At 36.6% G+C, this 26,601-nt stretch carries 21 protein-coding genes, 1 tRNA gene and 1 pseudogene; 14 read left to right on the plus strand and 9 right to left on the minus strand.

Features of this window, described 5'->3' with window-relative positions:
* Positions 1-103 precede the first annotated feature (103 nt).
* Both CDG56_RS00120 and CDG56_RS00125 read left to right on the plus strand, forming a co-directional pair.
* Positions 104-1,516, plus strand: coding sequence for a glutamine synthetase family protein (locus CDG56_RS00120; RefSeq protein ID WP_087546541.1), 1,413 nt, complete (start codon positions 104-106; stop codon positions 1,514-1,516).
* Positions 1,517-1,929: 413 nt separating this feature from the next.
* Positions 1,930-2,166: pseudogene (locus tag CDG56_RS00125) on the plus strand (metal-dependent hydrolase); the annotation flags it as partial.
* Between the two features lie 86 nt (positions 2,167-2,252).
* Here the strand turns inward: CDG56_RS00125 and CDG56_RS00130 are convergent.
* Positions 2,253-2,328: transfer RNA gene (locus tag CDG56_RS00130), tRNA-Arg, on the minus strand.
* A 70-nt stretch (positions 2,329-2,398) separates the two neighbouring features.
* Positions 2,399-3,757, minus strand: a complete 1,359-nt coding sequence (locus CDG56_RS00135; RefSeq protein WP_087535753.1) for an amino acid permease — start codon at positions 3,755-3,757, stop codon at positions 2,399-2,401.
* Between the two features lie 368 nt (positions 3,758-4,125).
* Here CDG56_RS00135 and prpF point away from each other — a divergent pair, with 368 nt between their 5' ends.
* The 6 genes from prpF to CDG56_RS00165 all read left to right on the plus strand — a co-directional run bounded on the left by prpF (position 4,126) and on the right by CDG56_RS00165 (position 11,523).
* Positions 4,126-5,319, plus strand: a complete 1,194-nt coding sequence (gene prpF, locus CDG56_RS00140) for a 2-methylaconitate cis-trans isomerase PrpF (RefSeq protein ID WP_087546542.1) — start codon at positions 4,126-4,128, stop codon at positions 5,317-5,319.
* 368 nt (positions 5,320-5,687) lie between these two features.
* Positions 5,688-7,196 carry a hypothetical protein gene (locus tag CDG56_RS00145; RefSeq protein WP_087546543.1) on the plus strand — a complete coding sequence of 503 codons (1,509 nt, stop codon included), beginning with the start codon at positions 5,688-5,690 and terminating at the stop codon, positions 7,194-7,196.
* Positions 7,187-9,253 (plus strand): hypothetical protein, encoded by a 2,067-nt coding sequence (locus tag CDG56_RS00150; RefSeq protein ID WP_087546544.1) that lies wholly within the window; start codon positions 7,187-7,189, stop codon positions 9,251-9,253. Before CDG56_RS00145 ends, CDG56_RS00150 begins: the two co-directional genes overlap by 10 nt.
* Positions 9,254-9,262: 9 nt before the next feature.
* The gene (locus CDG56_RS00155; RefSeq protein WP_087546545.1) at positions 9,263-9,940 is read left to right on the plus strand and encodes a hypothetical protein; all 678 of its coding nucleotides are present in this window, start codon (positions 9,263-9,265) and stop codon (positions 9,938-9,940) included.
* Between the two features lie 254 nt (positions 9,941-10,194).
* Entirely contained in the window at positions 10,195-11,106 is a 912-nt protein-coding gene (locus CDG56_RS00160) for a polyprenyl synthetase family protein (protein WP_087546546.1), read from the plus strand.
* 108 nt (positions 11,107-11,214) lie between these two features.
* A complete protein-coding gene (locus tag CDG56_RS00165; RefSeq protein WP_227519031.1) occupies positions 11,215-11,523 on the plus strand; it encodes an MmcQ/YjbR family DNA-binding protein in 309 nt (102 codons plus the stop codon).
* Positions 11,524-11,570: 47 nt separating this feature from the next.
* Here CDG56_RS00165 and CDG56_RS00170 read toward each other — a convergent pair whose 3' ends face one another.
* From CDG56_RS00170 to CDG56_RS00185, 4 genes are all read right to left on the minus strand, one after another.
* Entirely contained in the window at positions 11,571-12,422 is an 852-nt protein-coding gene (locus CDG56_RS00170; protein WP_004664547.1) for an SPFH domain-containing protein, read from the minus strand.
* An 18-nt stretch (positions 12,423-12,440) separates the two neighbouring features.
* Positions 12,441-12,902: an NfeD family protein gene (locus CDG56_RS00175; RefSeq protein ID WP_004664545.1), complete on the minus strand. Its 462-nt coding sequence runs from the start codon at positions 12,900-12,902 to the stop codon at positions 12,441-12,443.
* A gap of 153 nt (positions 12,903-13,055) precedes the next feature.
* Positions 13,056-13,973, minus strand: coding sequence for a patatin-like phospholipase family protein (locus tag CDG56_RS00180; protein WP_087546547.1), 918 nt, complete (start codon positions 13,971-13,973; stop codon positions 13,056-13,058).
* Between the two features lie 62 nt (positions 13,974-14,035).
* A complete protein-coding gene (locus tag CDG56_RS00185) occupies positions 14,036-14,662 on the minus strand; it encodes a 1-acyl-sn-glycerol-3-phosphate acyltransferase (RefSeq protein WP_087546548.1) in 627 nt (208 codons plus the stop codon).
* A 144-nt stretch (positions 14,663-14,806) separates the two neighbouring features.
* Between CDG56_RS00185 and CDG56_RS00190 the strand changes: the two genes are divergently transcribed.
* From CDG56_RS00190 to CDG56_RS00210, 5 genes are all read left to right on the plus strand, one after another.
* Positions 14,807-16,054, plus strand: coding sequence for an MFS transporter (locus CDG56_RS00190; protein ID WP_087546549.1), 1,248 nt, complete (start codon positions 14,807-14,809; stop codon positions 16,052-16,054).
* A 337-nt stretch (positions 16,055-16,391) separates the two neighbouring features.
* The gene (locus CDG56_RS00195; protein WP_087546550.1) at positions 16,392-17,522 is read left to right on the plus strand and encodes a porin; all 1,131 of its coding nucleotides are present in this window, start codon (positions 16,392-16,394) and stop codon (positions 17,520-17,522) included.
* A gap of 304 nt (positions 17,523-17,826) precedes the next feature.
* The gene (locus CDG56_RS00200) at positions 17,827-19,467 is read left to right on the plus strand and encodes a phosphoethanolamine transferase (protein WP_087546551.1); all 1,641 of its coding nucleotides are present in this window, start codon (positions 17,827-17,829) and stop codon (positions 19,465-19,467) included.
* A gap of 14 nt (positions 19,468-19,481) precedes the next feature.
* Positions 19,482-20,159, plus strand: a complete 678-nt coding sequence (locus tag CDG56_RS00205; RefSeq protein WP_087546552.1) for a response regulator transcription factor — start codon at positions 19,482-19,484, stop codon at positions 20,157-20,159.
* A gap of 6 nt (positions 20,160-20,165) precedes the next feature.
* Positions 20,166-21,491 carry an ATP-binding protein gene (locus tag CDG56_RS00210; RefSeq protein WP_005161867.1) on the plus strand — a complete coding sequence of 442 codons (1,326 nt, stop codon included), beginning with the start codon at positions 20,166-20,168 and terminating at the stop codon, positions 21,489-21,491.
* A gap of 42 nt (positions 21,492-21,533) precedes the next feature.
* Here CDG56_RS00210 and CDG56_RS00215 read toward each other — a convergent pair whose 3' ends face one another.
* The 3 genes from CDG56_RS00215 to CDG56_RS00225 all read right to left on the minus strand — a co-directional run bounded on the left by CDG56_RS00215 (position 21,534) and on the right by CDG56_RS00225 (position 24,416).
* Positions 21,534-22,337, minus strand: a complete 804-nt coding sequence (locus CDG56_RS00215) for a serine/threonine protein kinase (protein WP_087546553.1) — start codon at positions 22,335-22,337, stop codon at positions 21,534-21,536.
* A 61-nt stretch (positions 22,338-22,398) separates the two neighbouring features.
* Positions 22,399-23,115 (minus strand): phosphatase PAP2 family protein, encoded by a 717-nt coding sequence (locus tag CDG56_RS00220; RefSeq protein ID WP_087546554.1) that lies wholly within the window; start codon positions 23,113-23,115, stop codon positions 22,399-22,401.
* Positions 23,116-23,228: 113 nt separating this feature from the next.
* Entirely contained in the window at positions 23,229-24,416 is a 1,188-nt protein-coding gene (locus tag CDG56_RS00225) for an ammonium transporter (protein ID WP_087546633.1), read from the minus strand.
* Positions 24,417-24,830: 414 nt separating this feature from the next.
* Here CDG56_RS00225 and CDG56_RS00230 point away from each other — a divergent pair, with 414 nt between their 5' ends.
* On the plus strand, positions 24,831-26,501 hold the full coding sequence (locus tag CDG56_RS00230) for a sensor domain-containing diguanylate cyclase (protein WP_087546555.1): 1,671 nt from the start codon (positions 24,831-24,833) through the stop codon (positions 26,499-26,501).
* Positions 26,502-26,601: the final 100 nt, after the last annotated feature.

The raw sequence follows: 26,601 nt of genomic DNA on the forward strand, positions 1-26,601 counted from the left end.
CGATAAATTTATACTGAGCTGAGATAAGTTTATATTATCTTAACGTTACATATTTATAAGCATAAATTATTCTATTCGTAACAATATGAACTTGGTTTAATTTATGAATGCTGTCTTTGTAGAATTGAATCAGCTATTAAATTCTAATAATGTGATTAATCAATCAAATGAGCAAAAATCTGAAAATATTCTGCTCGATAAGGGATTATTTTTACAGGAAGTAGATCATTATTTAGAAAAGTATCCGAATACACAACATATTGATATTTATTTGTATGATTTGAATGGACATCTACGAGGTAAAAGAATTGATGTCAAATGCTTAACACAATTGGTGAAAGCATGTTATTTACCTATTTCTATTTATGCGATGAGTCTAAATGGAAATGTGATAGAAGAAACAGGATTGGGTAAATTTATTGGTGAACCAGATCATTTGTGTCAGCCTATCCTAGGTTCATTGCAACCTTGCGCCATTGAGCCTGAAACTAATGCTCAATTGTTATTGACGATGAAAGATGATCGCCATCAAGAATGTTTAATTGAACCTCGTAATATTTTAAAAAGAATACTCCAACAATTACATGAAAAAAATTATCACCCTTGTATTGCTGCAGAAATAGAATTTTATTTGCAGCCGTTGAATGGGGAACAGGAAGTTCAAGAATTAATAACTCAATGTTTTGATATTCATCTCTCTGATACACATCAACAAATTTTAGATGAGATTGAAGCTATCGCTAAACTACAGAATATTATAATTACAGGAATTATTTCTGAAGCATCTTTAGGGCAATATGAGCTTAATCTGCAACACACATGTGATCTTTTAAAGTTATGTGATCAGATTATGTTGTTAAAACGAACCATTAAACAAATTGCACATAAACACGGATTTCGTGCAAATTTTCTAGCAAAGCCAGATTTGTTAAAAGCGGGCAGTGGCATGCATTTTCATATGAGTTTGCTTGATCACGATCAAAACAATATTTTTAGTCCTCGGAAAGATGAGTTATCTCAAGATCTCTTAAAAGTCATCAGTGGTTTGTTATGGTTAATGCCAAGTTCTATGGCAATTTTGGCACCCAATTTAAACTCTTTTAGACGCTTTAAAACAGGTCATCATGTTCCCTTAGAGGCGAGTTGGGGGCTGAATAACCGTAATGTCGCTATTCGAATACCGTGCTCTGATCAAGAAAATCAAAGATTGGAATACCGTGTGGCAGGAGCAGATTGTAATCCTTATCTTAGCATTGCCATGATTTTGATTGGCACACTCTATGGTTTAACACACCAGTTAGAAGTGCCGAAACAAATCAATCAACTTACGTTTAAATCTAAACATTATTTATTGCCAATTGAGCAAATTGAAGCTTTAAAATTATTTAAAAATAACAAGATACTTGCAGAATATTTAGGTGAAGAATTTATGGAACTATGGTGCACAGTAAAACAAGCAGAACATCAAAGCGTTCATCGTCAAATCACATCAATTGAAAAGTCTTGGGATATTTAGGAGCATCTATTGTTTTATCTAGCCTTGATTTAGCAAATAACTGCTTTAAGGTCACAAAATATCTTTATAGGACAAATTGAGAAAATACATGAAAAACAAATTGACAGCATGAATAGTAGATTATAATTCAATCATAGTTCTAATTTGGAACTATGATTGAATTTATATCTAAGCTTGTTCAAGGGATGATGTAGCTCTTGTCGGTTTGCTGTTGAATATATGATTTCTTGATGGTCTTGTTAATGTAGTTCAAGCTGTTTGTGTTTTAGTTTTAGGGGAAGGAAAGCCATAATGTTACATAATACAATTACGGTGCGCCAAACGCAGTTTAAACCTGAGAAAATTAAAGTGCACTATACTGAATCTACGCTAATGTCACATTTTATCACAGCACTATCGATGAGCTTTCCATAGTGGGATTTATAACTAGTACGATTGTGATGACCAGTCATCTTGCCTGGCAAGACCGCAAAAATACCTTGTATTCCCCAGCACAACTTTTAAAAAATGCTCAAACGCTTTTAGGGCTGACTCAAATGACATGGCGTCTACTGCCTGATTATTTAGCATTCTATAAAGCTAGTTTTCATCCGTCTGATATAGACCAGCAAGATTTACTCACCGAAGTGAAAGGATTATTAGCTAATTAAATAGTTAAATTTATTTTTAAAAATTAATTATTTATCGTTTTTTACTTTATTCAAGGATGCGAGTGTTTATATCTCAATTATCTAAATGGTGCGCTCAGCGGGACTCGAACCCACGTCGGTCGCTTAGGAGGCAACTGCTCTATCCAGTTAAGCTATAAGCGCATAATTTTATGATTATAAACAAAAAAGTGATTGCCTAAGCAATCACTTTTTGATGAATTTGATCAGATATTTAGTCTTTCGCTTTAAGATTTAAAGCTTTATATAGCACAAACATCAATACAATCCAGATTGGGATCATCAGCACAGATTCTTTGAAACCTTGTTGCCACATGATGTACAGTACGACTGCAATGAAAACTAAGACTAAGTAGTTACTGATTGGTGACCATAACGCAGGGAAACTCGTTTTTAAATTCTTTTCCTTGACCATCGCTTTGAATTTTAAATGAGTTAAGCTGATCATCGCCCAGTTAAGCACTAGAGCGCCAACCACCACATACATCAAATGACCTAAGGCATCTTCTGGAACAAAATAGTTCAACAGTACGCAACCAAAAATCAATAAAGCAGATAATAAAACAGCAGGAATCGGTACACCTTGTTTATTTACTTTAGCGAAAACTTTAGGCGCATTCCCTTGTTGTGCTAAACCGAAAAGCATACGGCTATTGGCAAACATACCGCTGTTATATACAGATAAAGCTGCTGTTAAGATAATGAAGTTAAGTAAATGAGCCGCCCAACTAATTCCCATTTGACTAAAAATCATCACAAATGGACTTTTGTCTAAACCACCTAAATCCAGTTGGTTCCAAGGCACAAGTGAAAGGAGAATCGCTAATGAGCCAACATAGAAAACCAAAATACGCACAACAACTTGATTAATTGCTTTTGGAATGGTTTTCTTTGGATCATTCGCTTCTGCCGCAGCCATACCAATCAGTTCGATTCCACCGAAAGCAAACATAATAAAGGCAAGCATGTAAAACAAACCATCAAAACCGTTTGGAAAGAATCCACCATGTGACCAAAGGTTACTAAATGAGGCTGTTGAATTCGCATCTGCTGTGAAAAGTAAAAACAAACCAAATAAAATCATAGCGACAACAGCTGTGACTTTAATGATAGCTAACCAAAACTCTGATTCACCATATAATTTAACGTTAGTTAAATTAATTGCCGTAATAATGACAAAGAAAAATAACACTGATTGCCAAGCCGCAATATGAGGCCACCAGTAGTTAATGTATTTTGCAACCGCAGTCAGTTCACTCATCGCAACAAGGATATATAGTACCCAATAATTCCAACCTGATAAGAATCCTGGAAACTTCCCCCAATATTGATAAGCAAAATGACTAAATGAACCAGCGACAGGTTCTTCGACAATCATTTCACCTAATTGGCGCATGATGAGAAATGCAATCAAACCACCGATTGCGTAACCCAAAATAATTGATGGTCCAGCAGACTGGATGACTTGCGCAGAACCTAAAAATAAGCCCGTACCAATAGCTCCACCCATAGCAATGAGCTGGATATGGCGGTTTTTTAGTCCACGCTGAAGTTGAGAAGAATCGTTGTTCAAAGGACTGAGCTCGACGAGGAATAAGTGGAATATTCTAATAGATTGCAAAGTTTTAGCCTAGTAAAAGTACAGCTTGGCTATGACTGGAAAGTAGTTTTTAAAAGTTATTTAAAATCATATATTTGAACGAATGGTAAACTAAGTTGTGGTGGTATTTTAGACATTTAAATCAAAATTTTGTTTTTTAAACAGCAGTTGTTTATTTTCGTGCCATTGTTGAGTTATTCAACTTTACTCAATATATACGATGTGCTTTATCTATTCCGTTTTGCTTTAATCGTATAGTCGTATGGCATTTCAGATGACTCTACGATAATTTAAGCTCACATTCACTTGCACCAAGAACATGATAAAAGGATGAAATTGACATGAGTTCATTACCACAAATTAAAGTCCCTGCAACCTACATGCGTGGTGGCACGAGTAAAGGTGTCTTTTTCAATCTCAATGATTTACCTGAAGCCGCACAAGTTTCTGGAAAAGCACGTGACTTGCTCTTGCTACGAGTTATAGGAAGTCCAGATCCTTATGGTAAACAGATTGATGGTATGGGCGGTGCAACTTCAAGTACCAGTAAAACTGTGATCTTGGCAAAAAGTGCCGAGCCAGAGCACGATGTCGACTATTTATTTGGACAAGTTTCAATTGATCAAGCTTTTGTAGATTGGAGTGGTAACTGTGGCAACTTGACAGCAGCAGTCGGTTCATTTGCGATTTCTAATGGTTTGGTCGATGCAGATCGTATTCCTGAAAATGGGATTTGTACGGTACGCATTTGGCAAAAGAATATTCAAAAAACCATTATTGCACATGTCCCAGTAACCAATGGTCAGGTTCAGGAAACAGGTGATTTTGAATTAGATGGAGTGACTTTCCCTGCAGCAGAGGTTCAAATTGAATTTTTAGACCCTGCTGATGATGGTGAAGAGGGTGGGGATATGTTCCCTACAGGAAATGTTGTTGACCAATTGGTTGTGCCTGATGTTGGAACATTCCAAGCGACATTTATTAACGCAGGTATTCCAACTATTTTCTTGAATGCTGAAGATATTGGCTATCAAGGAACAGAATTACAAGATCATATTAATGGGGATGCCGCAGCCTTAGCACGTTTTGAAAAAATTCGCGCATATGGTGCAGTTCAGATGGGCTTGATCAAAGATATTTCAGAAGCAGCAGCACGTCAGCATACACCTAAAATCGCTTTTGTTTCAGAACCTAAAAGCTATACTTCTTCAAGTGGCAAAACTGTTGAAGTAACAGATGTTGATTTATTGGTACGTGCATTGTCTATGGGTAAGCTACATCATGCCATGATGGGGACAGCAGCCGTGGCGATTGGAACGGCAGCCGCAATTCCGGGTACTTTAGTGAATTTAGCAGCAGGTGGTGGCGAGCGTGAAGCAGTTCGTTTTGGTCATCCATCAGGCACTTTACGTGTCGGTGCTCAAGCCGAGTTAATTGATGGGAAGTGGGCTGTCAAAAAAGCGATTATGAGCCGTAGTGCACGTGTATTGATGGAAGGTTGGGTACGTGTGCCGGGTGATAGCTTTAGTTCATGATTCTAGATAGTTAATCTTCTAGAAATTCTAAAATATTTCGGCTTAAAGACTTTCTCTGTCTAATCATTTATTCCTAGAAAGTCTTTAAGTACTATGCGATACATATTTATAAATATCCTGTGGTTTTAGCGGCAGGTAGTGAATGATGTAACTATAAAATAGTTTTAATATCCATATTTCATTTTTATTTTTAAGATGAATTTATCCATGATCTGGAGTGTCAAAATAATAAATTTAGACTGTTTGGGTTTTTAAGATAATTTCTATAAGAAACTATTATTTAATGTTAATTTTTTCTTTATATTTTTTTATTTATAGATTACTTTATGTGATATTGATTTTCTATATGAAAAAGTAAAAGGTATTATATGAAAAAATGGTTGTGGGCTTTAGGTTTTTGCGGGGTTATATCAAATATTGCTCATGCCGAAATTGTTAGTGTAATTGGTATAGGTAAATCTCCTATTATTAAAAAAGATCAAAATCTTACTCGAAATACAGCATCTGATTTAGCAAAAGCTGATGCAGTATCCGCTTTGATTATTAAAATTAATGGAATGCAATCATTATCAGAAGCAAAACTTTTATTACCACAAATTATAAATCAAGTGAATCCTGCCTATTTCTCAAATTTAGGCAGCCAAACTGATGGTGAGAATAATCTAGTTACTCGTGTTAATTTAGAAATTGATGACAAAGAATTTCGTACAATATTAAATGATTATGGTTTGTCAAAGAAAAATAGCCGTACAAGCCCTATCATGATTGTTATGGATGAGTACTTCGGTGTTCCTCGAGATAATAGTAAACCAGTAAAAGAGTTTACATCATATTTTAATGACCAAAGTTATAGTAATGATGAAAAAGCGGCTTATTCAAGCCGTGAAAAAGCCAGTGCTTCCTCAAGAGAAAGCGCATCTTCTCAAGGGCGCTCTAGTAGTGGCTATGTAGGTGGCTATGACAACTGGTATGGTTCAGGAGCTTATGCAGCAGGCAGTAAAACAAGTCATAATAATAAATCAAGTTCTTCAGCATCTGCGAGTTACAGTACATCAGAAGATGCAAGTTATTCTCAAAAAGAACGACAAAATAATATTCAAAGTTTTGTGAAATATGTTGAATACCAAACGCCCAGTGTTGTTCCAGAAAAAGTCAATCAAACCTTAAATAGTATTGCTCAAAATGCAGCTAAATATGATCTACGTTTAATGGATTCAGATTTATTTAGAAGTAAATATTTAAAGGGTCGTAATATGACGATTCAGCAATTATTAAGTGATTCTGAATTGGCTAAATTTGCTGCTGCTGCTCGTGAAACAAAAGCAGACTGGTTTATGGCAGGTTCAAGTAATATTTTTGATCGTGGTCGTTCATCAGCAACAGGACAATATGTATGTGATGGTGCCGTGACATTTAAGGTCTATTCTGTAGATGATGCGACATTAATGGGTGGGGAAACGCGGACTGAATCAGCATCAGGAGCAACGGCTGAGGCTTGCCGTACCAATGTTGCGGCTAAATTAGGAGAGTTGGCAGTCAGTAATGTCGGGCCACAGATTTTAAACTATGCCAAGAACCGTTCTATGTACGGTAAAGAAATCACGATTTTTGTAAAAAGTATCACCAATAACGTCTCTACACGTTTAGGAGACGATTTATATGAAGCCCTTGATCAGATTGCTGGTACAGAAAATATTAATATTCGTAGTCAAGATGGGAAATTGGTTGAAATCACAATGGGGTATAAAAGTGATAAACCACTTACTGTCGAATTAAATAAAGCACTTAGACAAGTTAATCAAACATTAGCATCTGCTGAAAGAATACAACAAGGCAATACGATTACTTTATGTATTGGTGGTTCACAATGCAAATAAAGACTAAATTATTAAGTTTGGGATTGCTCAGTTTTGTAAGTATAAATAGTTATGCGAATTTACAAATTTATCCATCTAAGGGATTATTTGGTTTAAATAGTTCTAAACATCAGTGTAAAAGTCTTTTGACCCCTTTATCAGAAATTATTGATTCATCGCTATCTTGTAATTTTGAAAAGGCAATCACACCTGAATTAAGAGTACAATTACAAGCAAATTTTGAGAAAGCACTAAAACAGGCTTTTCCTGATCAAGTCGTTACAAAAATTGAGCAAAATACTAAAAATCGTACTTATGTTGCATCTTTGGATGTAGTGCGTGCGAGTGAATATTTAGTACAGAAACAATCGACAACTGAAATATTTTTGCCTTTAACAGTGTCGTTTAAGTTGACTAATATTTTAACGGGTGAAGTAATATTTAGTGAAAGTAAAACATATGTTCAGCCCATTAAAGTAATGAGTAGTGAAATTGGTCAAACTGCCACTGATCAAAAAATTATTACACAGTATCAGAATAATATGCTGATTTTAGTACAGCAACTTGTAGAAAGTACAAAAGCTAAATTCAAGCTTTCAGAAATTAAAACAACTATTATTGATCGTTGGAAATCTTATCTGATTTTAGATAAAGGATTTGATCAAGGTATTGGCAAAAATGATGAGCTGAGTTCGAGTGAAGGTGATCTTATTCGGATTGTCCATGCTGATAGAGACTATGCGGTTGCAATTCCTATCATGCTGTATGGAAATACGAAAGAATTTAGTAAAATGACGTCTAATGTAAGACAGTCTATTCGGAAACCTAAAGCTCTTGTTATGGATATCATTCGTTTTGGAGATGAACCAAAAGAATTGGTTGAGCAAATCTTTTCTGATGCGACAGGAGATAATGCACCATTTACTTTAGTTCCTGTCAATCGTCGTTATAGTGCTCTTGCTCAGTCCATTAGTGAGGAAACGAAATTAGCGCAGGCTGAGGATATTAACCGTCGAGAACTCCCTGATTTTTTTATTCGTTTATATGTTACACCCACAATAGGTTATGAACAAAAAGTGGGACAACTCACTCAGCAGCAATTTGTTTATAGTGATGTCATGGCAGAAATGATTGATAGTTCTGGTCGAGTCATTCATGTTGCACATGCAAGTAATGAAATTAAGGATATCATTTCAGATGGTATGGGATTTTCATTGGAAAATCAGAAAGAAGTTGCACTTAAAAATGCATTAATTAAATTGGCAGAAACTTTTAAGAAAGATCTGAAATTTACTCGTACTGACTTGAAAGTAAGTAAATCAGATAATCAGATAATCAGTATTCAAGATCAAGGTAAACAATTGAATTTAGGGTTAAAAATTAATATTTATAACTCGCAAACGATTTCTGGTAAACAAGTGTTGATCCCGACTTGGGAGGCAACGGTCATTTCCCGTGATGGTAATGAAGTCACAGCACAACTCGATGCACCTATTGGGAAGAGTGACAATATCTCTGTTAAGTCAGGAGATATAATTCAAGTTGATACTCAAGAGAATGCTATAGATTCTAATCTATCACGTTCAATGTGCGCATTTTTAGCTACAGAACAAAGTGGTGAGATTCAATTTAAGCCTTTTACAATGATGACGTATTATGGATTTGCTAAATATTCTAAATACCCGTTCTATGCCACAGGTGTCGACTTAGAAAAGGGGCGCTCACTTAAAGATAATATTCAATATATGACCGAAAATGCTGGATTTAAAAAACAATTAAATCTTAAATTATTTGAACCAAAAACTTGTATACAACCAGTATTTAAAGTGAATGTACAACCTAATTCTCTGATATGTGATGCAAATGATAAAAACTGTCGTGCAACTCTAGATGTCACTACTGGTGTACGCTTATTTAATGAGAACCAACAAAAAATTGGAACTCAAGGGATTAAACAAGAAATTAATTTGAAAGGTTTTTCTATGCAAAACTATAAAGAAACTTATCTTTTACAATTATTAAATGATTTACCTCCGCTACTTCAACAAACTGCTCAAAAAGCTGATTCAACCCAATAAGGAAACCTTATGAACAAACTTATAGTTGCAACAATAATAATCGGTACAATTTCAAATGCACATGCCGGTTTTGGAGATTTTGCGTCTAAGATGACCCAAAATGTAATTGGTACATCAGCATCTAGCAATGTTAATGTTACCGATTTTTTAACACAAGCTAGTGCGACTAACTTACTTTTTCAAGAAAGCCGTGCAGCTTTAGCTGCTACGATTTCAACAAGTAAAATGAGTGGTGAAATTCAGGCTAAATTAAAAGCACTTAAGTCTACAACTAATTTACAAGAAAAAGAGGCTATTCTAGCTTCTTTGGAAAAACCAACTGATGAAGTGATGGCTGCAAGTAAAAAAGATGAAGCAGAAACAATTGCAACTATTAAAAATTTAAGTGCGGAGAAGAAAAAAAATTTACTTGCTGCTGCACAAAATTTTGGTATTGCAACATTAATGGCTAAAGATCTGGCTGGCGGAGCTTCACAGATTTCTACAGCGATTATTTCAAATCCACAATCATTAACATCAAGTGGATTTACAGTAGGTGGCGCTAAAAATTTAGTAGCTGATGTGACAGGTATTGCTAAGAACTCGTCAATGGCATTAGTTGAAGTACCACAACTTTTTAAAAAGGCTGGGGTTGAATTCACACCTCCTACTAGTTCGAAAAGTAAACCTCAAGATATTGAGCTCTGAACTAAGTAATTGATAAATCAATTTAAATTTTTCACTAATATTTAAAACACCAATAACAGTTGTTACTAGTGGGATAAGCATTAGTTTTTAATAAAACCGAGCCAATTTATTGGTTCGGTTATTATAAGTAAGCTAAACAATAAAAATTGATAAATTACAAAATCATTAAAAACGGCTGAATTACCTGTCATAACTAAATAGTGTTATGATGCCAGAGTTAAACCTATTTTATCAGATCATTTCCCGAGGCAATCGTGTCATCTATTTCTCAAGTTAATGCGGATGTTTTACAACAATCTCAACAACGTATTCAACAAGATTTATTGACAGCATTGGCTGCATTTTCTATTCCCGAACCTTTAAAGTCAGCCGTTCATCATGCAGTAATGTTGGGCGGCAAGCGTGTTCGTCCTGCATTATGTTATGCAACAGCAGCTTTATTGCCAAATCATAATTTTGCAGCGGTTCGTCGTGCTGCCGTTGCGATTGAGTTAATACATTGTTATTCCTTAGCACATGATGATTTGCCGTGTATGGATAATGATTTGTTACGTCGAGGTCAACCAACTTGTCATGTAGCATTTGGCGAAGATACTGCACTATTGGCTGGTGATATTTTACAGTCCATGGCATTTGAGATATTGGGCAGCCGTTTGTTTGATGAACAAGGTCAAGGTACAGATGCAGCCATTGTCTTAAAACAAATGCAGATTTTGGCGACAGCAAGCTCTAAAATGGTTTGCGGACAGGTGCTTGATTTACAAGCTGAAGGCAAACAAGTTGATCAAACTGAATTAGAAAATATTCACCGTAATAAAACGGGTGCATTGATTCAAGCTGCGATCATGATGGGTGCAGTGACTATCTTTACTGGGACAGATCAAGCAATTCCTAAACTACGCCAATTTGGGCAAAGCATTGGTTTAGCTTTTCAGGTTCAAGATGATATTTTAGATATTACAGCAAGCACTGAAATTTTAGGTAAAACTGCGGGTAAAGACGAGCAAGTGCAAAAATCTACTTATCCTGCATTGATGGGATTGGCTCAAGCTCAGGCTTATGCTCAAACTTTACACGATCAAGCTTTTGAAGCATTAGCATATTTCGGGGATGATGCTAAAGAACTTGTTGAAATTTCTCAATTCTTGTTAGCACGCCAAAGTTGATCTAAGCCAAGATCATAAACGATAAGAAATAAAATAGGATATGGTTTTATGAAGGACGATCAATTACAACAACTTACACTCGAGTATGGACAAGAACTTGCTTTTTGAATCCAGTCCCAACGCTTTGGACCAGATTGTGAGCTGTTTAAAATTTTTGACAAAATGTTTATGTTGATTGGTGCATATTCTGGAAAGTTGCTTGTAACTATCAAATGTAAGCCTGAGAAAAGCTTGGAATATCAAGAGCTATATCCTTCAATTTCTGCAGGTTACCATTTGAATAATAAACATTGGATATCAATTGCCAGCGGTGATGAAATTACAGCAGATTTGCTGCAAGACCTAATTAAAGATTCTTATGATTTGGTGGCAGGAAAATTGCCAGTTAAAGAACGAAAACTGATTCAGAATGTATAAAAAATAAAGCAGCGATAACGCTGCTTTATTTTGATTGGAAAGGGAGTTTAATGTTTCCCCATAATTCCACGGATAGCATTAAGTACATCCGATGGGAGTACCACAGTTTTTGCATTGCTTGATTTAGATAGATCCTGCATTGCTTTCACATATTGCTCACCCAATAAATAAGCAACAGGAATTTCTTTATCACCTACAGCAGTGGTGATCATTTCAATCGCACGTTGTGAAGATTCAGCAAGGACTACCTGAGCTTCTGCATCACGACGGGAAGCTTCTAAACGACCATCCGCCTCTAAAATCGCAGCTTGTTTTTCACCATCTGCTTTCGTCACCGTTGCACGACGTTGACGTTCAGCCGCTGCTTGTGCTTCCATCGCAGCTTGCATGGTGTGAGATGGTTGAATATCTTGAATTTCAACTGTTTTAAGGGTAATGCCCCAATCTGAAATGTCATCAGAAATGGCAGCTTTTAATTTCGCCTTAATGTGGTCACGAGATGATAAAGCATCATCTAAATCCATTTCGCCGACAATCGAACGTAATGAAGTTTGCACTAGGTTTTGAATCGCCCACGTATAATTTTCAATTCCATACACGGCTTTTTCTGGAGTTGTTAGATTGATATAAGCGACAGCATTCATCACTAAAACAGCATTGTCTCGAGTAATCACTTCTTGAGATGGAATATCTAACACAATATCTTTCGTTGTAATTTTATACGCCACTTCATCGATATAAGGAATAACAAAGTTCAGACCTGGGTTTAGGGTGGTATGGTATTTACCTAGACGTTGCACAATCCATTTATACCCTTGAGGAACAATACGCACCCCTTTAAAAATAGTTGTGCCAATAAAAGCTAAAAGTGCTAAGACAACAATAGTACCGACAGACATTGGAAACCCTCCTTATGTTTATGAGTTGCTATGTGGTTGAACGACTAAATCATTACCTAAAATATCAATTACTCGGACACGATCACCAACTTGTACTGGAGCTGTAGAACGGCAATTCCATTCATCAGAACCTAAAAGGGGCATGGGAAAGCGTACGACGATTTGTCCATGATCAAGTCCAGTTTTAATCACCATACCCACTTGACCTATTGTTGATTCACGCGCTAGACCTGCTTTAGTTTTATCAATTGAAAGTGGTTTGATAAACTTGAACCAAAGAATCGTACATAAAATTGATAAAATTCCCCATGTGACCACTTGGGTGGTAAAGCCCATCATTGGGAAAAGCCATAGTAAAATGCAGACCATAATTGCGGCTACGCCAAACCATAACGCAGCAAAAGCGGTCAAAATCAACTCTGAAAGGATCAGCAAAATTCCTAATACAAACCAGTGCCAAGGTTCAACTACAAACTCCATAGATTTGCTCGCATCATTAAACTGAGTTAGGTGAAAAAACATTCACTTTGGCACTGTAGCAGATCATTATGTTTATGAATATACAAAGATTGTTTTTTTAGATATTGGGGCTGATGATTATTATAGAATAGCAGCAGCCCCTGAAGATAATGATTAGAATTTAGCTTTTGGTGCAGGTTTGAATGCAGCAGGAGATTTCTTAAACGTTGCAATTGCATTTTGGATTGATGTAATTTTCGCTTGAGCCGATTTTTCGCCTTCTAAAATTGCTTGATTACTCGATTTCAGATCAAGTACACCCAAATGACCGACTTTCGGTTGAATTACAACATTTGCTTGGCTCAATTCTTCATTAATACTTTGTTGCCCCATAATATTAATGGTCTGATCCAATAAACCCCACATACTTAATGGTTTATCACCTGTTGGACGCGCAGATATATCGACTGCAATCACAATATCAGCACCCATATCTTTCGCAGTTTTCACAGGAATAGGACTGACTAAACCACCATCTACATATTTGGTATTACCAATCACAGCTGGAACAAAGACGTTGGGAATACTGCAAGAGGCTCGTACGGCTTGACCTGCATTTCCTTTAATAAAATCAGCTTTTTTACCATTGTCTAAACGAGTGGCAACCGCCGCAAAGCGAATTGGAAATTTTTCAATTGGTTTGTTACCAACTTGCGTATTGACATAGTTTTGCAGTTTTTGCCCAAGGATAATGCCTTGGCTATTGATGGTAAGATCACGCAAATCAGATTCTTGAAGTTTTAATGCGAGATTTTGCATTTGATAAGGGGTTTGCCCACTTGCATAAATACTTCCAACAAAGCTACCTGCACTTGTTCCAGTGACAATCTTAGCTTTAATACCATGAGATTCTAAAACTTTAATGACGCCAATATGCGCAAAACCTTTTGCACCACCTCCACCTAAAGCCAAAGCGATAACAGGTTCACGAGCTTTAATCGAAGTCGTAGGGGGAGCATTTTTTACAGTTTGATCACAACCAAATAAAGCTAAGCTGAATAAAGCCAAGCAAGACAGTCGAGCAATTTTCATATGAAGTGGAGATAAAATAGACAAAAAGATGGGCACATCAGAGCAGATTTACCCCTAATTTTCTAGTCCTTTTTCACTAGTTTTTGTAATGGTTCTGCCAGCCAAGCAGGATTCTTTGGAGAAAAATGACCAACATAATGCTGCATAATCTGTTCAAGGTCATTTTGATAGTGACCTGTTGGTGTAAATGCTCCTAAGCTGTAAATGGTTTTGCGATCGTAGTCGAAAGCAAACATCACAATGGGTATTGCTGCTGCATGAGCTATATGATAAAAGCCACTTTTTATTTTTTCAGCTTTTTTTCGTGTTCCCTCGGGCGCCATGCCAACCCAAATTTTGTCATATTTGTGAATAGTCGCAACCACTTGCTCAGTAAGACCATTGGTGCTGTCACGGTGAACAGGAATGAGTCCTGCCCAATCTAAAATTGACTTAAAAGGTGGTTTAAATAAAGTATCTTTTCCCAAAACTGTAATTTTTAAACCGAGCCCTCCAATTGCCAAGAAACCATACCAACCATCAATATTTGAAGTGTGTGGAGAAATAATAGCAACTGCTTTGGGTAAGTTTGGAATTTCTCCAACCACAGTCCAACCTTGTCCTAAAAACAGTTTTCTACACAAAGTACGACTGAAAGCCGTTCCACGCTGCGGAACTAACGGAGGTAAGTCAGGAAAATATTGTGGCATAAATCTGTAAATACGATGACAACTACAACTTATGTTAAACGCTCATGACAGGTCTCGCATTGGCAAAAACTAAGATTTTATTGCCAGATCAATGAAAGGATTGGATACTTGAGTTCTCTCTTTTGTTACTCTGGAAAACTGTAAATGCTTAATCTTCGACAGATTTACATTTTATTGTTTTCTTTATATTGGGCACAGGGATTACCTGTAGGTTTCATGACCCATGCCTTACCCGTAATTTTAAGGGCACAAGGTGTCTCTTTAGCACATATCGGTGGTTTTGGTTTACTGATGCTGCCTTGGTCGATCAAAATCTTTTGGGCGACGTATGTTGACCGTTTTGCACTCTCTCGTTTAGGGCATTACCGTAGCTGGATTATTCCAACGCAATTATCCAGTGTTTTTATTTTGGTTATTTTGTCATTTTTCCCTATTCAAGCACTTGATCAACCCAGTTATTTATTTATTTTCTTTGTCTTACTTTTTTTGATGAATTTTACTGGTGCGACACAAGATATTGCCACAGATGCTTTAGCTGTCAATTTACTCAAACAGGATCAACAGCATTGGGGTAATACTTTTCAAGTGATTGGTTCACGCTTAGGATTTATTGTTGGTGGTGGAGCAGTGCTTTGGTGTTTAGATTGGTTAAATTGGCAAAAGACATTTCTTATTTTAGCCATGTTGGTCTTTTTGAATACCCTACCTATTTTGTTTTATCGAGAGCCTAGGCATGATTTTACAAATAGCACGCAGACAACTTCTTCGATTTCATTTAGCCGATCAATTAAAAAATATCTTACGTATTTTACATCTTCTCAAGAGTTAAAAACGTGGTTGATGGTCTTATTGAGTTTTAAAGTTGCTGATGGTTTGGCAGGACCAGTACTCAAACCTTTGATGGTAGATATGGGGCTAAATTACACCCAAATAGGTGTTTTTATCACCATATTTGGTGCTATGGCAGCGCTGGTAGGAGCAGGTGTTGCAGGGCTTTTATTGAAACATTTTTCCAGAATACAATGCTTAATTACTTTCTCAATTCTGAAGATCATCAGTTTAGTTGCTTATACGGGCATTGCTTATGGCTATGAAACTAATCAGCAGATTACGCCATTTTGGTTATATATCGTCAATGCATTTGAAGATGCATGTTCAGCAATGTTATTGGTGGTCATCTTAACTTTGATTATGCAGTACAGTCGCAAAGCATTTGCAGGTACAGATTTTACTTTTCAGGTATCGATTATGGCTACCATGAGTGGTTTACTCTACTTAGGAAGTGGAATTTTGGCTGATGCGATTGGGTATTATCGTTACTTATGTTTGATTTGTATGGTTGCTATTTTGTGTCTATTCCCGATGTTCTATTGGAAAGAAAATACAAGATGAAAACAAATTTTTATTACAAATTTCTTTTAATATTTCTTAATTTTGAAATATAAAGGATAGTTTTTATATTGCTTCATTCGCAAAGTTTATTGTTTTAACTCAAAGTCTCGTGATTGCGTATAAGTATTTCTTATAGAATAGTGTTTTTAATAGTATTATTTAATTCATTGAAATTTATTAATAAAAAAACAATTTTTTATAAAATTCATAATATGTAGTTGATGTGTGTAAAAATTAAACTTTAGTCGAAAATAGAATAAATAAATAAGATTTTAATCGTTTTGTCATATAAAGTTAATGTGTAGGATTTGTTACAAATTTAGCTAGGACGTAAACAATGAAAATCAAAATTGTAACAGCAGCAGTGCTTGGTTTACTCGCAACTTCAACATTTGCAGCACCAACAATCTATGGTGAGATTGATGCCAGTGTTGATTATTTACCAGAAAAAAATGCAACGATTGGAAATAAAGATGTTTGGGAAATTAGCTCAAATAGTTCGTTCATTGGGATTAAAGGCGATGAAAAACTTACTGATCGTTTAAGCGCTGTATATGCTGCAGAATGGGGTTTAAGTGCTGATGGCGACACCACTGATTGGACTCAACGTAACCGTTTTGTTGGCTTAAAAGATAGCAAGTTGGGTACAGTTAAAATTGGTAAACATGACACACCAGTCAAGCAACTCTCAAGTGTTGTAGATACCTTCAACAACTATGTTGCTAACAAAGCAGATGTAACAGGGATTTTTACTGGCGAAAACCGTATTGATAATGTAGTGATCTATGAGTCACCTGCAGTCAAAGTTCTTGATGGTGCATTTAAATTTAATGCTTTACTGGCAACAGGTGAGGCGACTGGGATTAAGCAAAGCAGTGGTGGTGCCAAAGTTGAAGGTCAGGGCTTAGGTGATGCTTGGTCAGCTTCGGTAACTTATGAAAACCCACTTTTTGTTGCGGGTCTCGGTTATGACAAAGCGATCCCAAGTACGTTCTTAGGTAAAGGTATTTTAAATGCATCTGATCCTGAAATTGCTGGTGGATCAGTGTTTGCTGCTGCAAATACAGTTCGTGCGATTGGTCGATTAAATCCAATTGATGGTTTAGCGCTTAAAGCACTTTATCAAAGTTCAGAAGTTGAAGAAACTTCTTATGCTGATGCGGGTGATGCAACTAAATGGGCTGCAAAAGCTAAAAATATTGATGATGCACAAGGTTGGTTAGTCGGTGCTGAATATAACATTCCACAGTCTAAAAACTGGACAGTGAAAGCTCAGTACAGCCAAAACGATACCAGTTTCAAAGACAACAGTGCTGACTTCAAAGCTAAGCAAGTCATCGCAGGTGCGGATTACGCATTTAGTAAGCAAGTAAAAACCTATGGTTATGCTGGCTATTTAACGCTTGAGCAAGCGGATAAAAAAGACAAGCAACCTGTAGGTGGCCTAGGATTAGAATTCAAATTCTAATATCTTGTATCTAAAAACACCCCCTAAGTCTGACTTAGGGGGTGTTTTTTTATTTCTATTTTATTATGTTGTAATATAATCATTTAACTGAATAAAATGATTTTCGATAATAAAACTAAGATAAATTTTAGATGGAAAGTAAATGGAATTCATTGTTTTAAAATGAATTATTTTGAAATATACTTTGATGTCTAGATATAGATCCATTGTTTTGTTAACTCTCAATTATTTAGTTTAAGTCATTTTTAAGTTTTTATTCTTATCTTAAGCAAGTTAAGAAATCTATTTTCAGACTGTGAAGATCATGTTCCTACAGAAACTCAAGACCAAATCGATATCCTTGTTTGCATTTAATCTATTGCTTGCAATATGGTTAGGTATTTTTCTTAACTTTGCTTTTTATGAAAAAATCCAATCGCTTACGCCCTATACTGGGATAAAAGCGGGAATGTTTGTCGCAGCATCCGTTATAGTCGTTGTTGCAGCTTATCATTTTATTTTTCAGCTTTTTAACTGGAAATGGACAGCAAAACCAATAGCGATTGTTTTAGTTTTTATTGGTGGCTTTGCTTCATATGCTGTGAATACGCTTGGTGTTTTAATTACATCAGAACAAGTGCAAAATTTAATGCAAACTGATGTTGCTGAAGCACGTGATACATGGTCTTGGCATTTAGTTGTATGGACATTAGGAATGACAGTACTTCCCATCATTGCTATTTTGATGGTGAAGTTAAAGCCTGAACCAATGCTGCGTCAAATTGTAAAAAAAGTGATTGCTTCAATTGTTTCATTGGCTTTGGTTGGTGGATTATTGTTTGTTTTTTACGTTGATTTTGCAGCGATATTCCGTGAACACCGTGATTTAAAGGGAATGATCTCACCGCAAAATATGATTGCTTCATTTGCTTCATATTATAAGAAGAAAGCACCTAAAGAAAATTTACCGTTAGTGACTTATGGTGAAGATGCTTCAATGCAGAAAGCGAATGTTGCTGCTTTACCTAAATTGATGGTTTTAGTGGTGGGTGAGACGGCACGTGCAGAAAACTTTTCTTTGAATGGTTACGCTAAGAATACCAATCCGAAGCTTGCGAAACAGGATTTAATTAATTTTGCTCAAGTGAGTTCTTGTGGTACAGCGACAGCTGTTTCCGTACCATGCATGTTCTCAGGTATGCCACGTAAAGAATATGATGAACGACTTGCAAGCCATCGTGAAGGTCTACTGGATATTGCAAAACGTGCAGGTTATCAGGTGACATGGATTGATAATAATTCTGGTTGTAAGGGAACTTGTGATCGAGTTGAGCAATTTAAGATTCCAGAGCCAATTCAAAAGAAATGGTGTAAAGATGAAGAGTGTTTTGATGATATTTTAATTGATAGCCTGAAAGCTTATCTTGCAACAATTCCTAAAGATGATACGCGTCCACGCTTAGTGGTACTACATCAAATGGGTAGTCATGGTCCAGCCTATTACAAACGTATTCCAGCAGAATTTAAAGTTTTTAAACCAACCTGTGATACCAATGCGATTCAAGGTTGTTCGCGTGATTCACTTGTGAATAGTTATGATAATACCTTGCTTTATACGGATTATGTTTTGGACTCATTGATTGAAACGTTAAAAGGTCAAACACAGCACAAAGCAGGCTTGTGGTATTTATCGGATCACGGTGAATCAACAGGTGAAAGTGGCATGTATTTACATGGAGCGCCATATGCAATTGCCCCGACTCAACAAACCCATGTTCCAATGTTTATGTGGTTCTCTGATCTTTGGAAAAAACAAGCTCCAGAACAAATGAAATGTTTAGCGAAGCAAAATAAGAGTGAATTGAGTCAAGACAATTTGTTTCCAACGATGTTAAGTTTACTTGATGTCAAAACTAAGGTGATTGACCCTAAAAATGACATGTTAGCGACATGTTCTAACCCATAAGGTGAGATAAAGTCATGACCAAAATCTTGATGATCGAAGATGATTTTATGATTGCAGAGTCAACATTGACTCTGTTGCGCTACCATCAATTCGAGGTAGAGTGGGTCAATAATGGCGTAGATGGGCTATCCTTATTAGCAAAGCATCATTTTGATTTGGTTTTGCTTGATTTGGGTTTGCCTATGATGGATGGTATGCAGGTATTGAGACAAATCCGTCAGCGTAGTGCACTTCCAGTATTAATCATTTCAGCCAGAGATCAACTGCAAAACCGTGTCGATGGATTGAATCAAGGTGCGGATGATTACCTAATTAAACCTTATGAGTTCGATGAATTATTGGCACGAATTAATGCATTATTACGTCGAGGTCATGCAGAAACAGCACAACTTAAAAATCAATCGCAGTTATTGAAAAATGGTGATTTGGTTCTTGATGTCGAGCAGCATTTGGCGACCTTCAAAGGACAACAGATTGAGTTATCAAACCGTGAATGGGCAATTTTAATTCCGCTTGTAAGCCATCCAAATAAAATCTTCTCCAAAGCAAATCTTGAAGATAAGCTTTATGATTTTGATAGTGAGGTGACCAGTAATACCATAGAGGTTTATGTACATCACTTACGTGCAAAACTAGGTAAAGATTTTATTCGAACTATCCGTGGTTTGGGTTACCGACTAGGACAATCATAAATATTTATGAAAATATCTAAGCAATACTCACTGAAAAAAAGACTGATTTGGGGAACCTCGGTCTTTAGTTTGCTGCTTGGATGTTTATTAATTTTTACAGCTTATAAAACAGCTTTACATGAAGTTGATGAGATTCTTGATACACAAATGCAATATATGGCTGAGCGTTCGACTGCTCAGCCATTAACAACTGTTGTGAGTAAAGTTGAATTGCATCGCACATATCACGAAGAAGATTTGCTGGTTGATATTTGGGCTTATAAAGATCAAAGTCATTTATGGCATCAAACACACTTACTCATTCCCCCTGTAAAACAAGCGGGCTTTTATAGCCAAGACACGCCACAAGGTAAATGGCGTGTCTATGTCATTCCTTTAAAGGACTATCAAATACAAGTTAGTCAGCAGGAAGATGTTCGCCAATCATTTGCTTGGGAATTGGCAGGGAGTATGTTTGTTCCCTATATTATTTTATTGCCTTTTGCGATTTTGGTTTTAGCTTTTATCATTCGTTTGAGTTTAAAACCTCTCGACGATTTCAAAACAGAATTAAGGCGACGTGATTCAGATGGTTTAGCGCCCATTGATAGCAATGATTATCCTCAAGAGTTGATCCCAACTATTGAGGAGATGAATCATTTATTTGAACGAATTCAACATGCTCAAACCGAACAAAAGCAGTTTATAGCAGATGCTGCACATGAATTACGAACACCCGTCACTGCACTCAATTTACAGACCAAGATTCTGATTAGTCAATTTCCTGAACATGAAGCATTGCAAAATTTGAGTAAAGGCTTGGCGCGTATTCAGCATTTGGTGACGCAGCTTTTAGCTTTAGCAAAACAAGATGTTGGATTAAGTTTAATCGAACCAAATACTCACTTTCGTTTGAATGATGTCGCACTCAATTGTGTTGAACAGCTTGTTAATCTTGCAATGCAAAAAGAAATTGACTTAGGTTTTGAACGTAACGATTTGATTGAAATGCAAAGTCTTGAATCAACTGTTCATTCAATTATTTTTAATCTGATTGATAACGCGATTAAGTACACGCCAGATCAAGGTATTATTAATATTTCGGTTTACAGTGACAGTGACGATTTTGCTTGTATTCAAATCGAAGATAGCGGTGTCGGTATTGATGCTGAACAATACGATAAAGTTCTAAAACGTTTTTATCGAGTGCACCATCATTTAGAAGTGGGCAGTGGTCTAGGACTTTCAATTGTCGATAAAGCCACGCAGCGACTGGGTGGAAGCCTAGTTTTATCTCGAAGTCTTGATTTAGGTGGTTTATCAGTTCTGGTTCGCTTACCTAAAAAGCTTTAAGTTTAGCTATCGTTGATTTGATTGATTGAATTATCAAATGAGTTAACTGATTGTTTCAGAATGCTCTTTTAAGCAACGTAAAAACAATACACATTTCTGAATCCGTTTGCCATCATTACCCACTTTGCTAATCTTAAAATTCAGAACCCATTTTAAGCGTTTCCCAACTTTGCATACATCACTATAAACTTGCGGTTCAGCAAGGAGGGCTTGATAAAGAATTTGACTAGCATCGGATAATTGTTCAAATTCGAAATGATAGGCTGTAGAAAAAATAAATAGCAACCAGTCACGAACAAAACAATCATGTAGACTCAGGACTTCATGCGGGTCAGTTTCAAAATCAATAAAACTAAATCGGTTATTTTGATCGACGAGAATGTTGCGAGCGAATGCTTCGCTTAAATAGCCTTGTTTAGAATGAATATACTGAATAGCTTGAATTGCTTGGCTAAATAATAATGATTTTGAATGAATATCTTTTTGACAAGCCAATGCTTGATCTAGTTGTGAGACGCTACTTTGATGTTGTGATCCGATGTCTTCAAGCAAAATTCCTTTTTTTGAAACTGCAAGGACATTCGATGTAGAAACACCTAAAGATTTGAGTGTTTGAATCCGATGGTATTCACATTGAATTGCAGCAGAACCCCCTTGATTTGGAACAGGAGTAATTGCACCTAAATTAAATATTTTTGCTAACCACTTCAATGGGGTGTACAGCCATAAACCGTGACGTTCAGATGCTTTCTTTAACCATACTTTTTGAGAACCTAGATCATAGGCTTGAATGGAAGATTGTTGCTTAGTTAAAGTAGTTTCTAAGAAATTTTGAAAGTCATCCATCAGCAGCAAACAGTACCTAAGTGAATATCATAATCATGCATGAAGCCATGCGAGTAGGGCATCACTTTATCATATCAGGACTCATTTGCGTTAAAGAATTAGCCGCTGCATGAGCTAAATGACGTTTATAGGTGATCATATAAATCACAATATTGATAGCAAAGCAAATCCAAGCTGTCCATAAATTATGACTGAGGAAATGTGCACCACGCATCATTTGTGCCCAGCCCATTGCCAAGCCAAGTAATACACCTGCAAATAAATAAAACCAAGCTCTTTTACGCTGATCGAGGCGATAAAGAAAATAGCCTGTAACTAAGCCAAAACCTGTACTTGCATGACCACCTGGAAAACAATGTCCAGCGGTTGCTGAAAAATCCCAAATAAAACCTGTGACAGTCTTATGGGTCATATCCCATGGGCAAGCATGAGCAGCTTGTGCTTTCATTAGACCAATAATGCATGTACATAGCATACTGACCCAAAACATATAGCCATACTGCCAACGTTTCGCTTTGAATTTTTCTATTTTAAAAGAAGCGATCCACAGTAGGAAAAAGCTTACATAGACAATAGTTAAAACTTTTTTGACATAAGTATGATTGAGCTTTGCAAGATACCAATCGCCTTTCAAAGCAAAATCGCCAAAAGTTCCTACCCATGGTTGAATCAGATATAGATCTATAGCTCCACCGACTGGAAACACGAATAAGAGGATAAAAAAGCTCACAAATAATAAGAAACTTGCGATTAAGAAAAAACGTGTTTTTAAAATCATAGAGCATGCAATTCGGCAGAATGATAGTTTTGTTATTTAATAATTTGAAACTTAATTGTCTCTTAAAATGTTCATAAAAAAAGCGGCTGAATAGCCGCTTTAAAAAATTCTTTTTAAAACATTGATTCTTCTGAATTTGCTGAAATTTTATGAATTGAAAGATCCGCACCACGATATTCATCTTCTTGAGAAAGGCGAATCCCCATTGTAACTTTCAATATGCCATAAACGGTGAAACCACCAGCAAGCGCAATCACAATGCCTAAAACTGTTCCAATGATTTGAGAAATGATAGAGACACCTCCTAAACCACCTAATGCTTGTAGACCAAATATGCCTGCCGCAATCCCACCAAATGCACCACATACACCATGTAAAGGCCATACACCCAAAACATCATCTACTTTAAGTTTATTTTGTGTATAAGTGAATAAATACACAAACAAAGCACCCGCAGCACCACCAATTACAAGTGCACCAATTGGGTGCACAATATCAGAGCCTGCACAGATTGCGACCAAACCTGCGAGAGGGCCATTATGTAAGAAACCAGGGTCACCTTTACCCATGAAGTTTGCTGACAATGTACCACCAACCATTGCCATAAGAGAGTTAATCGCAACTAATCCTGAAATAGCATCAACGCGTTGTGCGCTCATGACATTAAAGCCAAACCAACCAACAATTAAAATCCAAGAGCCTAAAGCAAGGAATGGAATCGATGAAGGTGGATGTGCACTCACACGACCATCATGCTTATAACGACCATGACGCGCGCCAAGTAAGATCACTGCGGCTAATGCAATCCAGCCACCCATTGCATGCACAACGACTGAACCTGCAAAGTCATGAAAGCTCGCACCAAAAGAGCTTTCTAACCATTTTTGAAAGCCGTAGTTACCATTCCAAATCATGCCTTCGAAGAAAGGATAGATTAAAGCAATCAGAATTAAAGTGGCGATTGCTTGTGAACGCATTTTGGCGCGTTCTGCGATGCCGCCAGAAATAATTGCTGGAATCGCTGCTGCGAAGGTGAGTAAGAAAAAGCAACGCATTAGGTTATACCCATGGTCAGCCGCTAAAGTGCTTCCTGCATGGAAAAAGTTTTGTCCGTATGCAATCCAGTAACCGACAAAGAAATAAGCGATTGCTGAAATCGCAAAATCGGTCAGAATTTTACTGAGCGCATTGACTTGGTTTTTGTGGCGGACTGTACCAAGCTCAAGAAATGCAAAACCTGCATGCATTGCCAATACGAGTACTGCACCAAGCAGTAAGAAAAATAGATCTACGTTTTGCATAGTGGTGCTCAAAAAAAGTGCTAAATTTAATTTCGATGCAAACATTTGATTCGTTTTTTGCACCAAAATAGATTTAGTAAATCTAAAAACTTAAGCTGTCGTTGAACAACTCAATTTGATAAAAAATACAAAGCAAAAAACGCACCAATTTAGAAAGTAAATTGTAATTTTGGTGAAAAGTGGTGCATTTTTCTTAAAAATAGCACCATTTATTATACTTTGAGAATTAAATTCTTAAATATGAATACGTTATTGCAACCGAAAATTACAGCTTAAGCTTGAGTAATAGAACTTGAGTCTATTTTCATCGGATTCAGTATTTTTCCAACTACATTCGTTACTTTGACTTAATAATTCATAAAAGATCTTTGATATATTGCTGAGTTTAAAAAGTGATTTGCTATTAGGATGCAAATGAATATATTTCGCATAGATTCCTTTCGTAATCGACTACTGGTCCTGTTCGCAGGGATGTCTTTTATGTTTGGACTATGTATTACTTTATATATTGGTAAGACTGCTTCGGCGCAAATGAGTCAAACCAGCGGTCAGACCTTATATATTGCAGCGAAAAGTATCAGCAATACCTTGGCAAACTCGCTTACAGAACGTGAGCGAGAAATGGTGTTATTAAGCCAATCTCCATTTTTTGCTGAAGCTGATTTTCATAACCCGCGAGTACAACAACAACTTGAGCAAGTCAAAAAGTCTTATAAATATTATGCTTGGTTAGGAATCGCCAATACTCAGGGGCAAGTGGTCGTTGCAGCTAATCATTTACTAGAAGGGGCAGATGTTTCAAAACGCCCGTGGTTTATTCATGGTGTAAATCAAGTCTATCTAGGCGATGTACATAAAGCTGTTTTACTGGCCAAGAAAATTAAAGCGATTAATCCTAATGAACCATTACGTTTTATTGATTTCGCTACGCCAATTTATGATCCATCGACACAGAAAATTAAAGGCGTTTTGGCTGCACATGCAGATTGGAGTTGGGCGAGCCATGTATTAAGTAGTTCATTATCGGAAAATGCTGCACAACGCGGTATTGAGGTATTTATTATCAATCAGCATGGTGAAATTCTATATCCATTTAAAAGCATTGGACAAGTCCAGCCTCCTGCATTTCAGGCAAATCGTGGACATTATTTTTTGCATAATTGGAATGAAAAACAACAGTATTTAACTACAGATGTCCCTGTGCTTTCGCAAACTAAGAGCAATTTAGGTTGGCACGTGATTATTCGTCAGCCTATTTCGATTGCTTTAGCAGAAGTGAAATCACTGCAACATAAAATATTAGCTCTGGGCTTTATTTTGTCATTATTGCTGTTGCTACTTACTTATAAATTGGCGAATAAGTTTAGCCGTCCGATTGAATTATTAGCAGATTCAGCGCATGCCGTGGAAAAAGGGCAAGAAGATATTCAATTTGAAGCACAGACCAGTATTCGTGAGATTCGGGGCTTATCTCAGTCGTTGCAAAGCATGACCGATACCTTGCTTACTCAGAAGCATCAACTTCAAGATGCCAATGCCACACTTGAGCAAAAAGTTGCAGAACGTACGCACGAACTACAAGTTGCCAATGTCGAGTTAGCTCATATTGCGCGTTATGATGCACTTACAGGTTTACATAATCGCCGTGCTTTCAATGATTATTTATCCTATCTATTTAGTCAAATGTCGCGTACACAACAGACTTATGCAGTGCTATTAATGGATATCGATTTCTTTAAAAAGGTGAATGATACCTTTGGACATGAAACAGGTGATCAGGTATTGCAGCGTGTTGCAGAAATTCTTCCAACTGCTTTACGGATTACTGATTTCGTTGCACGCTTAGGTGGCGAAGAGTTTATTGCTTTGTTGCCTGTCACGTCATTGGACGGGGCTGCGGTATTGGCAGAGAAAATCCGATCTACGATTGAACAAGAACAAATTATTGTAAATCACGCCATCAGTTTAAGTATTGGTGTAAGTGTAGTCCTGTTAGATGATACTGATATGAATGATGCGATTCGTCGTGCAGATAAAAATTTGTATATTGCGAAGCAGCAAGGACGTAATCGAGTGATTTCTTGACTGCTATAGTGGATTAAAAAGTTGATCTAAATAGCTTTGGCAACGCACTACTTTTAATATTTGATTATTGCTAGGGTTTTTAAAATTTTTAGGTGAATGA

This window comes from Acinetobacter sp. WCHA39 (assembly GCF_002165385.1).
In the GTDB taxonomy this organism is placed as follows: Bacteria; Pseudomonadota; Gammaproteobacteria; order Pseudomonadales; family Moraxellaceae; genus Acinetobacter.

Excerpts from the sequence above, each read along its gene's own strand:
- CDG56_RS00145 (WP_087546543.1), top strand. The coding sequence starts at position 5,688 with ATGAAAAAATGGTTGTGGGCTTTAGGTTTTTGCGGGGTTATATCAAAT.
- CDG56_RS00170 (WP_004664547.1), bottom strand. The coding sequence starts at position 12,422 with ATGTCTGTCGGTACTATTGTTGTCTTAGCACTTTTAGCTTTTATTGGC.
- CDG56_RS00195 (WP_087546550.1), top strand. The coding sequence starts at position 16,392 with ATGAAAATCAAAATTGTAACAGCAGCAGTGCTTGGTTTACTCGCAACT.
- CDG56_RS00185 (WP_087546548.1), bottom strand. The coding sequence starts at position 14,662 with ATGCCACAATATTTTCCTGACTTACCTCCGTTAGTTCCGCAGCGTGGA.
- CDG56_RS00180 (WP_087546547.1), bottom strand. The coding sequence starts at position 13,973 with ATGAAAATTGCTCGACTGTCTTGCTTGGCTTTATTCAGCTTAGCTTTA.
- CDG56_RS00120 (WP_087546541.1), top strand. The coding sequence starts at position 104 with ATGAATGCTGTCTTTGTAGAATTGAATCAGCTATTAAATTCTAATAAT.
- CDG56_RS00225 (WP_087546633.1), bottom strand. The coding sequence starts at position 24,416 with ATGCAAAACGTAGATCTATTTTTCTTACTGCTTGGTGCAGTACTCGTA.
- CDG56_RS00200 (WP_087546551.1), top strand. The coding sequence starts at position 17,827 with ATGTTCCTACAGAAACTCAAGACCAAATCGATATCCTTGTTTGCATTT.
- CDG56_RS00210 (WP_005161867.1), top strand. The coding sequence starts at position 20,166 with ATGAAAATATCTAAGCAATACTCACTGAAAAAAAGACTGATTTGGGGA.
- CDG56_RS00220 (WP_087546554.1), bottom strand. The coding sequence starts at position 23,115 with ATGATTTTAAAAACACGTTTTTTCTTAATCGCAAGTTTCTTATTATTT.
- CDG56_RS00190 (WP_087546549.1), top strand. The coding sequence starts at position 14,807 with ATGCTTAATCTTCGACAGATTTACATTTTATTGTTTTCTTTATATTGG.
- prpF (WP_087546542.1), top strand. The coding sequence starts at position 4,126 with ATGAGTTCATTACCACAAATTAAAGTCCCTGCAACCTACATGCGTGGT.
- CDG56_RS00230 (WP_087546555.1), top strand. The coding sequence starts at position 24,831 with ATGAATATATTTCGCATAGATTCCTTTCGTAATCGACTACTGGTCCTG.
- CDG56_RS00155 (WP_087546545.1), top strand. The coding sequence starts at position 9,263 with ATGAACAAACTTATAGTTGCAACAATAATAATCGGTACAATTTCAAAT.
- CDG56_RS00150 (WP_087546544.1), top strand. The coding sequence starts at position 7,187 with ATGCAAATAAAGACTAAATTATTAAGTTTGGGATTGCTCAGTTTTGTA.
- CDG56_RS00175 (WP_004664545.1), bottom strand. The coding sequence starts at position 12,902 with ATGGAGTTTGTAGTTGAACCTTGGCACTGGTTTGTATTAGGAATTTTG.
- CDG56_RS00205 (WP_087546552.1), top strand. The coding sequence starts at position 19,482 with ATGACCAAAATCTTGATGATCGAAGATGATTTTATGATTGCAGAGTCA.
- CDG56_RS00215 (WP_087546553.1), bottom strand. The coding sequence starts at position 22,337 with ATGGATGACTTTCAAAATTTCTTAGAAACTACTTTAACTAAGCAACAA.